The sequence below is a fragment of the Methylophaga sp. genome (assembly GCF_965655755.1).
GTDB lineage: Bacteria > Pseudomonadota > Gammaproteobacteria > Nitrosococcales > Methylophagaceae > Methylophaga.
The window spans coordinates 15,465-30,420 of sequence record NZ_CBFHHW010000018.1 but is presented as its reverse complement, the minus strand read 5'-3'; the positions used below and the strand labels follow the sequence as shown (position 1 = coordinate 30,420).

Below are 14,956 nucleotides of genomic sequence, written 5' to 3'. Positions count from 1 at the left end.
ATAGGATGAGAGGAAATGAGCCGGGCAAAGTAATTCTAAGCCTTTCTCTTCAGCCCGACTAGCCATGCCTCTTGCCACATCAGAAAGGAGGTCATTCATATCTTCATTGAAAAGTTCGAGCTCTAACTTACCTGCTTCGATTTTGGCCAAATCCAATACGTCGTTCAACAAACCCAATAAGGTTTCCGCACTCTGTTTACTGATTTTGACCAGATTACCTTGACGGTTATTCAGTGAGGTATTAGAGAGTAAGTTGAGGGTTCCGATAACACCATTGAGTGGTGTACGTAATTCATGGCTCATGTTTGATAAAAATTCACTTTTCGCCCTATTGGCCTGCTCAGCCTCTTCTTTAGCGACGATAAGCTCCTGTTTTGCAGCTTTTGCTTGAGAAATATCCTCAAACGTCCCTAAGACCCCGATTATTTCATCGTCATCATTGTTTAAAGAGACTTTGTTGGTATTAACCCAGAGCTGTTTACCGCTTTTATCAACAAGTCGTTCCTCTTTATTTAATAATGCCTTACCATCAGCCAGGACGGCCCTGTCATCGTCTCTGAACTTGTCGGAAATATCTTGTGGCCAGGGCATGTCATAATCTGACCTGCCAATAATCTCTTCCATTTCGGAAAAACCGGCATCTTCCAAAAACAGACTATTCGCGCCCTGATATTCAAGTTGTGTATTTTTCCAGAATACGCGTACTGGAATCGCATCCAGTACCGCTGACAACATTTTGTTGCTCTCAGAGAGCTTTGTTCTGCTCTCCACAAGATCAGCTTCCGCTTTTTGTCTCGAAAGATTTTCTTCAGTGAGCTTTTTGTTGAGTAGAATCAATTCATTAAGATCGGGCAAAGCCACCATATCGGACAGCTTGGGAATGAGATAAATAGCTGTGGCAACAGACACTATCGCTGTAATAAGTTTGAAAAAACCTGCCAGATAATAAAGCGGAAACCATAAAGTGATGACACCCATTAAGTGGGTAATGCCGCAAGCCAGAATAAAAGCAGCAAATAAATAATAGACCGGCTTGAAGTTAACGCCCTCTTTTTTACTGACAAAATAAACAATGCCCAAGGGAATTGAAAAATAGGCCAGTGCGATGAAAATGTCCGAAAGTACGTGCAGCGTCAGTAATGGCACGTCCCACGAAATACAAAACCCATGTGGCATGAAATCACTTGTATGCTCCATGCATTACCCCGCTTTTTGTTAGGATTTCCAAGGCCCCATTCACTGGTAACCCACTGATTGTGCACAACGTATATTGTGCACATTTAAAATTCGATACAATACTACTTGTAAATATTTATAAGTGACAGGTTATGGCAGCACAAATTACACTAAAAACATCTTACCCAAGCTTTATCTTGGAAGAAAATCTATGAAGGTGTTGATTGCTGATGATGACCTGACCAGTCGTCAAATCTTACAGGCTACGATAGACATCTGGGGATATGAAACAGTCGCTGTTGAAGACGGTCTTAAGGTATTACAAATTATGGCTGAGCCCAATCCGCCTACGTTATTAATGCTCGATTGGGAAATGCCCGGTTTGGATGGCTTGAGCCTGTGCCATCATTTAAGTGAGTGGTCTTGCCGCTGGCGCCAATGATTTTGTCTCAAAACCCTACCACCCTGAAGTGTTAAGAGCTCGGGTAAACGTCGCCAAACGTATGCTTGATATGCAGGATACGCTCAATAAAACATTGGAAAAGCTGGACGTACTAGCGCACCTTGATGAACTCACTGAGCTCAATAACCGACGCGCAGCAATCCAGCTTATTCAGAAAGAGATGGCTCGGGCGAATCGTGAGAAGACATCACTTTGTATTGGGATCTGTGATATCGACCATTTCAAGAACGTGAATGACCATCACGGCCATCATGTGGGCGACTTGGTTCTTAAAGAGGTCGCCCAATCTCTTCATGACAATTTGCGTTCCTATGATGTTATCGGCCGCTATGGCGGAGAAGAGTTTGTCTTTGCTCTGATAGGCAACGAAGCTGAAGCCAGGATGATTCTGGAACGTACACGTCGGGCCATCGAACAGAGATCGGTTCCTCACAATGGCAATGGAGTTAGGGTAACAATGAGTTTCGGGGCCGTGATACAGGGCGTAGATAATGAAAAAGCGGATCTCTCCAGCTTGCTCGAATGTGCCGATCAAGCCTTATACCAATCCAAAAAGTCTGGTCGCAACCGACTAACACTGGCCTCAGAGCTGTCTGCAACGGCACATTTCGGTTAATCGATCACCACAGCTGCACACACTTCAATAGCAAGTTATGCCAACTTCACAAAATGGTTTTGAGATACTGTGATTAAGCACAATGATCAAAGCACGTGTAAGATTATTCAAAAGCCCGGCATGACTGGCTTTGGCATTCGTTAAAAATAATTTTGACAGCCACCTTAAATCCCTATACATTGACCATAGCTTGAAAGTTGATCTGAATATTTATTTTTCATTTCGATGCATTACCAAATCAGTAGCTCGTCCTGTTTGTTAATAAGTACTCTGCACACCTTCCAGCTATACCCGCCTCGTTATGAGGCATATTATTTATTGATAAATTTAGGATTTTTTATGTCTACAACTACTGGTACTGTAAAATGGTTTAACGAAGCGAAAGGCTTTGGTTTTATCGAACAAGAATCTGGTCCAGACGTTTTTGCTCACTTTAGCCAAATTAAAGGCGACGGTTTCAGAACGCTGAACGAAGGCCAACGCGTTGAGTTCACAGTAACTCAAGGTGCTAAAGGTCCACAAGCTGAAAACATTACTGCGCTTTAATCCAGTAACAGCTTAAGACTCGACATCGAGTCTGACTGATAAAAAAGCCTCGCTATTGCGGGGCTTTTTTTATTCCTCCTCCAGAGGTGTCTCTATCACCTGCCTGGCAAACCGCTCATAAACTGACCACAACTCTTTTGCCATACTGTCGGGAAACAGATGAAATTCACCTTTTCTCAGTGATTCAATGATTCCCTCAGCTACCAGACGTGTCGGTTCAGCAATATCAGACAGACCGGCTTCATTTGCCATATCTGTCGCTATGGGACCTGGATGAACACTCAATACCGCTGTATTCTGATCTGCTAATTGCTGACCTAGAGCCTGAGTAATGGAATAGGAGGCGGCTTTCGAAGCAGCGTAGGTAGCAAAAGCAGGAAATGACCTTAATGAAGCCACCGAATTTAATTGTACAAGCGCTCCGCCACCATTAGATTTCAGTATTGGTGAAAAAGCCTGAGCCATTCGTAAAAGCCCTTTCACATTGATATCAATTTGAGCATCAAGTGCATTAATCGCAGTGGGCTCCAATGGCGTTGCATTCCTCAATATCCCTGCATTATTGACGACCAGCTCAACATCCTGTGCAATGGATGCCGCAGCGGTAATTGTGTCGGGCAGTGTGAGATCCAAATAAATCACCTTTAACTTGTCCGGATAACGGTTTTCAAGTTCTGTCACGCTATTGATATCACGCACCGCCAAATAAACTTTCCTTACACCGTACTCCAAAAAGGTTTCGACAATAGATTTTCCTATCCCCCGATTAGCTCCGGTCACTAATGCCACTTTATCTACAATATCAAACGCAATAGCCATAAAAATCTCTCCTGCATAGTTGCTTGTGTAGAAGAAGGTTATGATGACATGAATAGCCATAGTAGCGGTGAGCTAAAGCCCACTTATTGCTATCGCAGTCTCAAACACCTACATTATGTTACTGACAAGATTTATAAGAAGAAACAGATATGGACTTAGAACTTTATCAAAGCACGCTAGAACACTATTTAAGCACCACCATGCATTGGCTCAGTAGCCCAAAGTTCTACTCCCAGCTTGGTTTAATTTTACTTGCTGTATTACTGGCATTTGCGGTTTCAAAATTCCTCAAAACAAGCTCGCCTTTATTACGTCAGCAACCGAATCAAGGGCCTGTATTAAACTTGCGTCAAGGTATCTACCGGTTACGAGAGCTCATCCTTCCGCTTATGTTGGTGCTGGCTTTGTCGGTAGCCGTTGATATTGGACATTCATTTATCCATCAAAGCTGGCTGATACGGATTGGTCTGAGTTTCGCCGTCATCTTTATGCTTTATTCGATTATCAATCGCTTTGTCGAAAAACAATTGTTTCGCAAATTAGCGACATTCTTTATTTTACCTATCGCGGTATTACACGTATTTGGCTGGTTGGACGAAGTCGTCTCGTATCTGGAAACCATTTCACTCCAAATCGGTAACTTTAAAATATCTGCCTATGGTGTCGCCAGAGTATTGATTTTTGGTAGTGTGTTGTTCTGGTTCGGCCGTTTATCAAACAGCGCCGGTCAACAAATGATCCGTAACCAGCACGATCTTGATATCGGAACGCGAGAGGTATTTGCCAAGTTATTCCAAGTTGGATTATTTTTCGTCGTATTCCTATTACTGCTCCAAATTATGGGGATAAACCTCACTGCACTTGCTGTTTTCGGTGGTGCCTTGGGTGTTGGTTTGGGCTTTGGTTTACAGGCGATTGCTTCCAATTTTATTTCCGGCATTATTTTATTGTTGGATCGTTCACTGAGCGTGGGAGACTACGTGGAAATGGAAGATGGCCGCTGCGGTACAATACGGCTACTCAATATGCGTTCGACGACACTCGAAACCTTTGATGGTAAAGACATCATGGTGCCAAACGAGCAATTTATTACGACCAGCTTCACAAACTGGACACATAAAAATACTAAACAACGTTATGCACTCGATTTTCAAGTTGCTTACAAAACGGACCTGCACAAACTGATTAAAGTAGTGAGGGAAGTCGTTGCTAGCCACCCACAAGTTATCAGTGGTGATGACATTCCTATTGAGGAGCGTCCGGATGCAGAAATTAAAGGTTTTGCCGATTCTGGTGTCGATATTCTGGTTGAATTTTGGATGGATGGTGTTGACGACGGCCCCAACCGTGTAGGTGCTGATCTCCTGTTGATGATATGGGATGTATTAAAGGAACATGGCATAGAGATTCCATTCCCACAACGGGAAGTCAAAATTCTCGAAAAATAACCATTCGCTGACGAAATTTATAAGCCCCTTATGGGCTATATGATGTGTTATCTGGTTATGCTGGATTGAGGATAGCTTTTCACTTTTTATTCACAGCTTCAAGGTTTCAATCATGCTTATTAAACTAAAATACTGATGGCTGTGAGGCACTCATGAAATTATCCCCTTTTATCGCTCCACTTACAGTGCTTTTTCTTATCAGCTTCAATCAGAGTTTTGCTGAATCAGCCCGTGACACGCTCGCGATCGTTGAAAAAGATTCAACCATCAAAGAAGATAGAATTAATCAATTAGCTGAAACCTGTCATCAAAACTGGCGCATGATGGATTGGACAATAGGCCAACAAAATAGATTGGCGAAAGACAACGCTTCTTTCAACAATGGTATACAGAACATATGCCGTGCTCGTGCAGAATTATTTTTTGAAGGTTACGAAGTGAATCCTTTCATTGAGCCTGATTCACAAAACCAGGTTTTTCCCATTGTTTTCCGCTATAGCGTTGAAGAAATCAAACAACAAATTCGTCTGCTTTTGCCCAAACTCCGTCTAATTTAACGCTTTCCCATCAGTACATCACTGACACCATAACTCTCTCTAAAAGCTTGCAAACTCGATCCTTTGTGGTCTTTCCTCATACGTCATTAATCAAAAGTTAGCATCTAATAACATTCTCACGTTAATATAGGTAAATTTGAAACGTATTATACTTCTTGCACACAAGATAACTATATGCTAGAAATTGATTGAGAGGGATTATTCAACATGAGCCAGTTCGACAACTTGAAACTTGATAAGCAGCTATGCTTTGCTTTGTACACCGCCACAAATAGCATCACTCGATTGTACAGAAGCCTGCTGGACGAATATGAGCTGACCTACCCTCAATATCTAGTTTTACTTGTTCTCTGGGAGAAAGATGGGATAGCGATTAAAGATGTCATGAAACGGTTAAAACTTGACTCAGGCACCTTATCTCCCATTATCAAAAGGCTTCAGACTGCAGGCTTAGTGAATAAAGAACGCACCGATCAAGATGAGAGAATTGTGCGGCTTTTTCTCACAGAAAAATCCAAAAATCTGGAACCCTTTATCGCACAGGTTCAGAACAAAGTTGCATGCCAGACAGAACTTTCATCCGAGGATTTCTTTGAGCTACTCAGCAGGCTTAATAGTGTTACGGAAAGTCTTAACCACAGGGAAGACAAACAATCTGCTGCGTCCTAGAGTGACATAAGCGCTACCGTGTCACTCTAGGTTGTTTATTATGGGGATTGAAATGATAACAACACGGGGCAATGACTCTAAACCGGGTTCATTTTGGTTAGCGTTTAGCCAATTTTTAATATTGACTGCATTGGCAGTTATTTTTGTTCTTGTATTCAGCTTCATAATGAATGTTCATGTTTAACAAGTATGTAAGCATCCTGGCCATGAGACTATTCCGAATAGCTACACGGCACTTTTATTCAGTGTAATCGAATCGTGGCAGTTAACCTGATCAGCAAGTAGACAAAAAGGAGCGGAAAAAAAATCATGATAAGCATAAACTCAGAAAGTATATAAATCGCTGCTTCGACACTCTGCTCTGCCTGGTATTTCACTGAATTTACTTTCGTCTGTATATCCAACTTATTTTTGAATCCATCCAGCCACGATCGCTCTTCTTCAGTATTTTGAGTATTCATCAGATCGACATCATCACGGGTTGATTGCAGTGTCTTTATCGCCTGTTGTCTCTCCGTTGCCAACCAATCCTGCGCCTGAAGAGAAACAATGGCAACAGCAGGTACTGCGAGTCTGAGTAAACTCAAAATAAGCACCAATTTGATAACCCCTTGTTTGACATCAAGACTAACACCCCGCATCAAAATTAATATGATGGTAACGATAATCGAGATGGCTATGCCTACGCGAATGACCGGATGATCGCCGAGAGCCAATAAAATATTTTGCACTCCCAGTGATGCCGAAGCCATTAACAAGATTGTTGATACCTGTTCTATGAGGTCATTAAGCGGGTCCAGTAGCTCACCGGGTGTCAGCGTCACCCCTACTCCCATTGGTTCTATCGACATCTCTGTACCCTGAGCCACAGAGATGACAGCATTCAGGCCTCTTGCCAGTGCATACACCGTCAGAGTGACTTTCAACATTTGTGAGAGTTGTGCACCACCCATTTCTTGCATAGGAATACAGGCTATTACTAAACTGACGACCAAGATGAGAAGATAAACTTTAAGCTTATTTGTCATATTTCTTCCTTAGAGCATTGCTGGTTTGCCCGATTGATAAGTGTTCATAACTAGATATCAGGAAAATCCTGAGATATAACGCGCTATCTGCTGATTCACTCTTTTTCACTAATCGATATGATGAGCGCATAGCTTGTGAAATAACAAGCTCAACCACTTTTTTGGAGGTAATTACCATGTGGACTAAACCAGAATATTCTGACATGCGTTTCGGTTTCGAAGTTACAATGTACATCTGTAACCGTTAATCTTCGGATTAAACGCAAAAAAGCCCCTTCCAGGGGCTTTTTTTATGGCTGTCATTTTCGTCAATCGGGTGGTGAGTAATGTGAGTCATCAGACAACTCCCCACCAACCCGTTTAAAGTAAACTATTCCTACGATGAAGCTTATGATCAACAGGCCATAAAAAATGTCCAGATCATCTGCTTTAAACAATGACAAAAAAGCCCATACCGGAGCGACATAAAACACCACACTACACATTATCGCCACCCATTTTCCAAAATCTCTCACCGCAGCCTGATAGGCATAACGACTGAATAATCCAGTGAGAAAACCACCGAATATCGCCAGCAACAAAAACAGAATCATTCCAATTGTATTGACCTGTGCCATGTTTACCTCAAGAGTGATAGCGTTGTATGGTTATAACTCATATAGACCATTTTCAGTAATGATAGTATCCATAGCAATATCAAACTCGTGTGGATAAATTGTTTTTAACCGTCCCTGCTCGAAGCCAATACCTATAGTTCTAACCGACTTTTTACTGTTTGCCAATGTTCGGTCGTAATAGCCACCACCATATCCAAGACGATAATTTTCTTCATCGAAACCAACCAAAGGGATTAAAAAAATTTCAGGTTCAATCCATTCTGATTCAACGGGAACCGGAATATTCCAAACCCCCTTTACCATTTCTGTTGACGGATACCACTCGGCAAAATCTAAACATTTAGTGTCGTTATTAATGACTGGCAAAGCTAACCTCCAACCTGCTTTTATTAGATCCTCACTAATATGACGGCAATCTATCTCACCTTTTATCGGCCAATAAATTCCCAATGTGGCTGGCGGATGAGGTTTCAAATAACGCTGAACACGTTCAAGTACTCTGCTTTGAATCTGTTGCCGCATTGATTCTGATATTGCTGTGCGCTCATCAAGTATCTGAGTTCGCTGCGTTCTTTTCCACTGTTTTGTCTTTGTCACCTTATCCTCTCTTTGTACTTTTTTTCAATAAAAGCTTGACCTCATTGCTAGCGGCAAATAAGCTACCCAACCTAAACAAGTATTTTATATACCACTTTAAAGGTTAATTATGCTAAAACCTGAAACGACGAAAGTCATACAGTCCACTTTACCTATTCTGCAACAGCATGGTGAAAGCCTAACGTCACTTTTTTATCAGCGTATGTTTGAGAACAACCCTGAAGTGAAACCCTTTTTTAATCAAGCCCATCAGGAGCGTGGAACTCAACAACGAGCCCTGGCTGGAGCAATATGCGCTTATGCTGAGCATATCAACTCTCCTGAAAAGCTTAATGATGCTGTAGAGTTAATCGCACAAAAACATGCATCATTAGGAATTAAACCTGAACACTATCCAATCGTCGGGAAAAACCTCATTGCCGCGATAAGAGAATTACTCGGTGATGCCGCCACGGAGGAGATCGTCGCTGCCTGGTCTGATGCGTATGGTGTGCTAGCGGATATTTTCATCAACCGAGAAAAGGAGATATATCAACAACACAGGGATGAGTTTGGTTGGCAGGGATTCAAAGACTTTGAAGTTAGAAAACGTGAAGCAATCAATGACATCATTACATCGTTTTATCTGGCACCCGTTGATGGAACACGTCTCCCCCCACATTCAGCAGGTCAGTATATTACCGTCAAATGGCCAACAAATGATGGGAACACGACGCTGCGTAATTACAGCTTATCTAACCGTCCTGGAAAGGAACATTATCGTATAAGTATCAAACGTGAACGATCCGGCAATCCCGTTATACCGGATGGCATTGTATCCAACGCTCTTCATGACAACATTAAGCAAGGCGATATTATCAAAATTGCTCCGCCCTGCGGTGAATTCACTCTAAGGGATTTACCAGCGGAAAATCAGGATCCCGTTGTGTTTATCGCCGGCGGAATAGGCATCACACCCTTGTTATCAATGCTGCACACAGTATTGGAAGAAGATGGAAAAACACCCGTCACCTTGATACAAGCTACAGTAAACGGTAATACGCAGGCTTTTGAAGAAGAGATAATCGCGTTATCACAAGCACACGAGCAACTGACGTGGCATACGTGTTTCAGTGAGCCCAATGATGAAGACAGGAAAAATAAACGTTTCGATAGTGAAGGGCTTATCGATGAAGATATCATCAATACGCTATTGCCGGCACCTGAAAACACACACGTTTATCTGTGTGGGCCGGAACCGATGTTAAAGCATTGCTACAATTTGTTGCGTTATTCCAATGTGCCATTGGATCAAATTCATACTGAGTTTTTCGGGCCTGCGAGCAACATTAACAGTGACAATACTGTCATCAACAGTTAACGATTATGCGACATTTAAACTTTGTTTCAGTCGGTGCTTATTTTTTACTACATCAGCCAATGTGTATTCGTCTAACACATCAAAAAAAGCTTTTTGCGCTTTACGCATAGCACTGTAGAGGATACAGACAGAGGCAATAGAACATTCACAATTATCACCAAAACACTCTAACAATTCGAGGTTCTCAGTCTTTCTGATCAACTGACCGATGTTAATCATCTCAGGCGCAAGAGCTAATTTTAGACCACCACCTCTACCACGTTGACTAATGACAATTTTTTCCTGCACTAAGCGTTGTGCAACTTTTGCGAGGTGATTAGTAGAGACGCTATAACGCTCAGCTGCATCTTTCACGGTAGCGGGTTTGTCTTGCGGATGTATAGCAAGGTAGATGAGCAACCGCATTGCGTAATCCGAGTGTGTCGTGAGTTGCATTAAAACTTGACTCCTAAATAGGTAACTAATATTATTCTTTTTCTTAATAGGTATTCAATATACCTTTTAAATGTAATCGCATTGCTATATCAGATTCACAAAATAGTGATATAGCCAGCAATTATTCGGCCAGCTTTGCTCATTTATCTGAAATAAGACACATTGGGCCAACCAGCACTGGTCACAACTGTTATAGCCGAAGAGTTACTCCTCTTCTTCGGTTTGCTTTGAGCCTGCGGGAAGCAGGCTCTTTTTTTCTAGACGCACATTGCTACGTAACTGATCCCGGTGCACCCAAACCTTAATTTAGCGTATGGATTCGTTCAGAAGACACTTCTTTCTTTGTGAAGTTTTTCTTCACATGGGACACCTTTGACATGTCACAACAGTTCCGTATAGGTTTTGTTACATATATCAAAGCTTGACTCCCAAGTACTAATACCGCATCAAAAATTAAAGTTTTTTGCTTCTAACATTTAAGAGGACTCGGCGTGAAAAAAACGTTAAATGGCGAAACAAGTAAATAAAGCTTGTCGATTTATATGAATTTGCTTCCGAATCATGCACAAATAAGAGGCACATCGCGCCATTAAAGCGCTTCACGACAAATTCACAGTAGACGGTAAACACTGACTAAAAGGAGCCAGTGTTTATGAAATTTTTCCGTTCTGGGCTGATAATCATGCTGTCCACATTCATTTTTGGCTGTCAGACCATGTCACAGCCCCCTATTGAACCAGTCGAATATGTGGATATTGAGCGCTTCATGGGCGACTGGTACGTGATTGCCAATATTCCCTCCATCGTTGAGAAAGGCGCTCACAACGCTGTGGAGTCATATAAGTTGAATGACGATGGCACCATAGCCACAACGTTTACTTTTCGTGATGATAGTTTCGACGGTGAAGTAAAGACCTATCACCCCAAAGGCTTTGTAAATGATCATCCCAGCAATGCGCTATGGGGAATGCAGTTTATCTGGCCAATCAAGGCAGATTACAGAATCGCTTACCTCAATGAAGCATACACACAAACAATCATTGCAAGAAACAAACGAGACTACGTCTGGCTGATGGCCCGGACTCCGGAAATATCTGAAGAAGATTATTCTCAGCTCGTCTCACTCATTGCTGAGATGGGATATGACCCAGATAAAATTCAACGCGTTCCTCAGAAATGGCCGAGCCAATAAGAATCTTGGAATATCTCGTTACGCTTTTACCAAAACCAACATGATCAGGTTTGACCAAATTAAGCCTTCAGAACATGCTCAAATTTGGCCAACAGGCTTCTGCCAGTCCAACTTGACAATCACATTGGCAAATCGTCAACGTCTTTTATAACAGCAGCATACAAATCACGGGTCGATGCTAATGCAGCATCGTGAACTTGTTTAGCACTAATCAAAGAACCATCAGGCGCCTCAAGAGCTCGCGATGCTGTGGCACTAGCAACTACAGTGGGTTTATACCCTAGATTAAATGCGCCATGGGCCGTTGAGTTCACACACATATGCGTCATAAAACCGGCAAGTATAATGTTTTCGATTCCTCGACTTTTGAGGGCATCATCCAGAGGCGTTTGAATAAATGCATTCGGAAAGTTTTTGACAATAATATGTTCGCCGTCTTGAGGCGCCACCTCGTCTGAAATTGCGCCAAGATCTGTATTCAGATCATAGGGGGACCCTTCTCCGCCATCATGCTGAATATGAAACACCGGTATACTTTTATCCCGGGCTAAATTTAACAGTACTTTGGCTCGTAATAAGGCTTCTTCAACCCCTTCTAATTGCATCACCCCTTCACGGTAGGTGTTTTGTAAGTCAATCATGATAAGTGCTGACTCAAGTAGACCTGACGGTTCATGTCCAAGCCCTACAATATCTCTCAATGTCGTTGTCATTTATTTTCCCTCTTTATATTTCTGTGCCGAACATAACACAAATAATCCGCTTTTAATGTGAAACGCAGACTTGCATATATTTGCTTAATGCTTATTATTCGCGGGCGAATTACTCATTTTACGGAGCACCAATGGACAGCGTTCGACCTAACCCACCTGTTGGCATAGCCAATCTGTTCAATACTATTCGTAGCAACCGTATTTTTGAAATGGTTGTTGTGACCGTCATCCTGTTCTCTGCTCTTTTGACAGGGGCGAAGACCTATGACATCTCTTCGCAACTTATGACGACGATTAAGTGGCTGGACTACAGTATCACCTTGTTTTTTCTAATAGAAATCGCGATACGTTTTTTTGCTGAAGATAATAAGTGGCACTTTTTCAAAAGCGGCTGGAACATCTTTGACAGCTTGATTGTTATTGTCAGTCTTATTCCCATCGAGGACAGCGAGCTCGCTTTGGTTGGCCGACTCATCCGCATTTTCCGTGTCCTCAGGATGGTATCTGTCATTCCTGAGCTACGCACGTTGCTTAATTCATTACTCAAAGCCCTACCCCAGCTCGGTTACGTCGCTTTATTAATGTTCATTATTGTGTACATCTATGCTGCTGTGGGAACAACGTTCTTTGCGCATATCAATGCCACTTTATGGGGTGATATTACTGTTTCCATGTTGACCCTGTTCAGGGTGATGACTTTTGAGGATTGGACTGATGTGATGTACGAGACGATGGCTGTGTATCCCATTAGCTGGTTATTTTATATTTCGTTCATTTTTCTTAACGCCTTTGCATTTCTTAATATGCTGATAGGCATCGTAGTAAACACAATGGATAAAGAAAATGCGGAACAATGGCGTAAAGACCATGCAGACGAGCCCACATTAATTGACTTGTCACGCCAAGTTGACGATCTCAAGCAGCTGATAGAAAAACGAATCGTGTAAATCGCTCAATAAAAAAGGAGCCGAAGCTCCTTTTTTAGGCTTTTAATATACTGTTTCAGGTGTTTATTGCATCGCTCTCAGCATCCAGGCAGTTTTCTCATGTACTCGCATGCGATCACCAACCAAGGCAGCGGTAGACTCATCATCAGCATTTTGAGCTGTTTTCAGTACTTCACGGCAGGTTTTGACTACCTGCTCATGACTTTCTGTCAGGATAATGACCATATCTGCTGCGGCTGGTACGCCTTCAACTTCATCAATGCTGCTGTACTCAGCAAAAGTCTTGTAGGTACCTGGTGCAGCTACACCAAGAGTACGAATGCGTTCTGCAATATCATCAACTGCAGCAGCCAGCTCTATATAATGCTCTTCAAACATTAAATGTAACTCACGAAACTGATGACCGGTTACATTCCAATGAAAGTTGTGTGTCTGTAGGTAGAGGGTATAAGAGTCGGCCAATAAACGTTTCAAACCCTCTGCAATATCTTGTCTATCCTGCTTGTTGATACCAATATCTATGGCACTCATTCGTTATCCTCCTTGTTTATTGTTGAACTGCTTAGTCAATTCAACATGTTTATCGTTCGAAAATTATCAAGTCCAATCATAATGAATTCCAGTTACATGTAAAACAAGTTATTCAAATCACAATAATCGGTTTTAGCGATAGTAATTAAGGCGAGACGTTAAATGCTTTTTCCTGTTACAGCAAGTGAGATTTATTGTTGGAAAAAACACATTCATTGAATGATAATTATTCTCATATAAGAAACGCATGGGGAATAATGATGAAGAAAACAATGAGTTTTGCCGTAATCCACTTTTGTGTTGCCTTCACTGTTGGCTATGTTATGACAGGAAGTGTCTTGGTTGGTGGTGCGATGGCTTTGGTTGAACCAGCGATAAATACCGTGGCTTTCTATGTCCACGAAAGGGTGTGGACACGTATGCACACTGTGACGTGAACAGGATTAACTTCATAAGCGTGAAACATGATTTTGAAAAAATGAAAAGGGTGCGGATAATACAGACTATGACTTTCATCAAAACAGCAAAAAATTAATGAAACATATTGGCTCGGTCGTCGAAGTCTTTGTTGCCTTTCTCAAACTGGGACTGACATCCTTTGGTGGGCCCATCGCTCATATTGCCTACTATCGTCATGTTTTTATCGAACAGCGTAAATGGCTTAGCGAGGCACAGTTCGCTCAACTGCTGGCCTTATGTCAATTTTTACCCGGGCCAGCCAGCAGTCAGATGGGGTTCAGTGTAGGCATGCTGCGAGCTGGTTGGCTCGGCGGAATAGCCGCTTTTGTTGCGTTCACATTGCCTTCAGCATTGCTGTTATTTGGGTTCGCAAAATGGTTGCCGTATTTGTCGGATTCTATCAGTAATGCCGCCATTCATGGCCTTAAATTAGTCGCATTGGTTGTAGTTGCTCAAGCTGTCTGGTTGATGTCTAAACAGCTCTGTCCAGACTGGCGTACTCGAATTATTGCCATCACAGCACTGATATTTTTACTTTGTTTCAACTCCCCTTTTGTTCAAATGTTCGTTGTTATTGCTGGTGCCATTGCGGGCATGCTCTTTTGCCACAGTCACAATCTCTTTTCTTCCGATATCCTGAACGTCCGCCATAGCGAACGAACAGCCTGGCTCTTATTAGCCGTTTTTTTTGTTTTGCTATTTTCACTGCCACTACTCTCAGAAAAAAATAGCCTTTTAGCTGTTGTTGATGCCTTTTATCGCGCAGGGGCATTGGTTTTCGGT

20 protein-coding genes are annotated in these 14,956 nt (G+C 42.2%); 12 read left to right on the top strand and 8 right to left on the bottom strand.

Annotation, left to right across the window (positions count from 1 at the left end):
* The coding region (locus ACTF5U_RS07490; protein ID WP_438971014.1) for a histidine kinase dimerization/phospho-acceptor domain-containing protein at positions 1–1,197 on the bottom strand (1,197 nt) is incomplete at its 3' end.
* 190 nt (positions 1,198–1,387) lie between these two features.
* On the opposite strand from ACTF5U_RS07490, the gene ACTF5U_RS07485 reads away from it, so the two are divergent.
* From ACTF5U_RS07485 to ACTF5U_RS07475, 3 genes are all read left to right on the top strand, one after another.
* On the top strand, positions 1,388–1,618 hold the full coding sequence (locus ACTF5U_RS07485) for a response regulator (protein WP_438971013.1): 231 nt from the start codon (positions 1,388–1,390) through the stop codon (positions 1,616–1,618).
* Positions 1,590–2,255 carry a diguanylate cyclase gene (locus ACTF5U_RS07480; protein WP_438971012.1) on the top strand — a complete coding sequence of 222 codons (666 nt, stop codon included), beginning with the start codon at positions 1,590–1,592 and terminating at the stop codon, positions 2,253–2,255. Before ACTF5U_RS07485 ends, ACTF5U_RS07480 begins: the two co-directional genes overlap by 29 nt.
* Before the next feature lie 339 nt (positions 2,256–2,594).
* Positions 2,595–2,801, top strand: a complete 207-nt coding sequence (locus ACTF5U_RS07475; protein ID WP_007145321.1) for a cold-shock protein — start codon at positions 2,595–2,597, stop codon at positions 2,799–2,801.
* A gap of 69 nt (positions 2,802–2,870) precedes the next feature.
* Here the strand turns inward: ACTF5U_RS07475 and ACTF5U_RS07470 are convergent, their stop codons facing one another.
* Positions 2,871–3,620 (bottom strand): SDR family oxidoreductase, encoded by a 750-nt coding sequence (locus ACTF5U_RS07470; protein ID WP_438971011.1) that lies wholly within the window; start codon positions 3,618–3,620, stop codon positions 2,871–2,873.
* Between the two features lie 149 nt (positions 3,621–3,769).
* On the opposite strand from ACTF5U_RS07470, the gene ACTF5U_RS07465 reads away from it, so the two are divergent.
* The 3 genes from ACTF5U_RS07465 (at position 3,770) to ACTF5U_RS07455 (ending at position 6,294) form a co-directional block, all read left to right on the top strand.
* Complete coding sequence (locus ACTF5U_RS07465) at positions 3,770–5,068, top strand: mechanosensitive ion channel family protein (protein WP_438971010.1); 1,299 nt, start codon at positions 3,770–3,772, stop codon at positions 5,066–5,068.
* A 152-nt stretch (positions 5,069–5,220) separates the two neighbouring features.
* Positions 5,221–5,625 carry a hypothetical protein gene (locus tag ACTF5U_RS07460; protein ID WP_438971009.1) on the top strand — a complete coding sequence of 135 codons (405 nt, stop codon included), beginning with the start codon at positions 5,221–5,223 and terminating at the stop codon, positions 5,623–5,625.
* Positions 5,626–5,832: 207 nt separating this feature from the next.
* Complete coding sequence (locus tag ACTF5U_RS07455; protein WP_438971008.1) at positions 5,833–6,294, top strand: MarR family winged helix-turn-helix transcriptional regulator; 462 nt, start codon at positions 5,833–5,835, stop codon at positions 6,292–6,294.
* A 242-nt stretch (positions 6,295–6,536) separates the two neighbouring features.
* On the opposite strand, the gene ACTF5U_RS07450 is transcribed toward ACTF5U_RS07455, so the two are convergent.
* Positions 6,537–7,322, bottom strand: coding sequence for a hypothetical protein (locus ACTF5U_RS07450; RefSeq protein ID WP_438971007.1), 786 nt, complete (start codon positions 7,320–7,322; stop codon positions 6,537–6,539).
* Positions 7,323–7,498: 176 nt separating this feature from the next.
* On the opposite strand from ACTF5U_RS07450, the gene pqqA reads away from it, so the two are divergent.
* Positions 7,499–7,570, top strand: a complete 72-nt coding sequence (gene pqqA / locus ACTF5U_RS07445; protein WP_081443609.1) for a pyrroloquinoline quinone precursor peptide PqqA — start codon at positions 7,499–7,501, stop codon at positions 7,568–7,570.
* Between the two features lie 60 nt (positions 7,571–7,630).
* Here pqqA and ACTF5U_RS07440 read toward each other — a convergent pair whose 3' ends face one another.
* Both ACTF5U_RS07440 and ACTF5U_RS07435 read right to left on the bottom strand, forming a co-directional pair.
* Positions 7,631–7,939, bottom strand: coding sequence for a hypothetical protein (locus tag ACTF5U_RS07440; protein WP_438971006.1), 309 nt, complete (start codon positions 7,937–7,939; stop codon positions 7,631–7,633).
* A 30-nt stretch (positions 7,940–7,969) separates the two neighbouring features.
* On the bottom strand, positions 7,970–8,536 hold the full coding sequence (locus ACTF5U_RS07435) for a 5-formyltetrahydrofolate cyclo-ligase (protein ID WP_438971005.1): 567 nt from the start codon (positions 8,534–8,536) through the stop codon (positions 7,970–7,972).
* Positions 8,537–8,645: 109 nt separating this feature from the next.
* On the opposite strand from ACTF5U_RS07435, the gene hmpA reads away from it, so the two are divergent.
* Complete coding sequence (gene hmpA / locus ACTF5U_RS07430) at positions 8,646–9,896, top strand: NO-inducible flavohemoprotein (RefSeq protein WP_438971004.1); 1,251 nt, start codon at positions 8,646–8,648, stop codon at positions 9,894–9,896.
* A 3-nt stretch (positions 9,897–9,899) separates the two neighbouring features.
* On the opposite strand, the gene ACTF5U_RS07425 is transcribed toward hmpA, so the two are convergent.
* The gene (locus ACTF5U_RS07425) at positions 9,900–10,331 is read right to left on the bottom strand and encodes an RrF2 family transcriptional regulator (protein WP_438971003.1); all 432 of its coding nucleotides are present in this window, start codon (positions 10,329–10,331) and stop codon (positions 9,900–9,902) included.
* A 652-nt stretch (positions 10,332–10,983) separates the two neighbouring features.
* On the opposite strand from ACTF5U_RS07425, the gene ACTF5U_RS07420 reads away from it, so the two are divergent.
* Complete coding sequence (locus ACTF5U_RS07420; RefSeq protein WP_438971002.1) at positions 10,984–11,523, top strand: lipocalin family protein; 540 nt, start codon at positions 10,984–10,986, stop codon at positions 11,521–11,523.
* 119 nt (positions 11,524–11,642) lie between these two features.
* Here ACTF5U_RS07420 and ACTF5U_RS07415 read toward each other — a convergent pair whose 3' ends face one another.
* Positions 11,643–12,236, bottom strand: a complete 594-nt coding sequence (locus ACTF5U_RS07415; protein ID WP_438971001.1) for a cysteine hydrolase family protein — start codon at positions 12,234–12,236, stop codon at positions 11,643–11,645.
* 131 nt (positions 12,237–12,367) lie between these two features.
* Between ACTF5U_RS07415 and ACTF5U_RS07410 the strand changes: the two genes are divergently transcribed.
* Positions 12,368–13,183: an ion transporter gene (locus tag ACTF5U_RS07410; RefSeq protein WP_438971000.1), complete on the top strand. Its 816-nt coding sequence runs from the start codon at positions 12,368–12,370 to the stop codon at positions 13,181–13,183.
* Positions 13,184–13,246: 63 nt separating this feature from the next.
* Here ACTF5U_RS07410 and ACTF5U_RS07405 read toward each other — a convergent pair whose 3' ends face one another.
* On the bottom strand, positions 13,247–13,714 hold the full coding sequence (locus tag ACTF5U_RS07405) for a Dps family protein (RefSeq protein WP_438970999.1): 468 nt from the start codon (positions 13,712–13,714) through the stop codon (positions 13,247–13,249).
* Positions 13,715–13,971: 257 nt separating this feature from the next.
* Here ACTF5U_RS07405 and ACTF5U_RS07400 point away from each other — a divergent pair, with 257 nt between their 5' ends.
* Both ACTF5U_RS07400 and ACTF5U_RS07395 read left to right on the top strand, forming a co-directional pair.
* Positions 13,972–14,151: a DUF2061 domain-containing protein gene (locus tag ACTF5U_RS07400; protein WP_438970998.1), complete on the top strand. Its 180-nt coding sequence runs from the start codon at positions 13,972–13,974 to the stop codon at positions 14,149–14,151.
* Positions 14,152–14,248: 97 nt separating this feature from the next.
* Positions 14,249–14,956, top strand: a 708-nt coding sequence (locus ACTF5U_RS07395; RefSeq protein WP_438970997.1) for a chromate transporter, incomplete at its 3' end; no start/stop codon positions are given.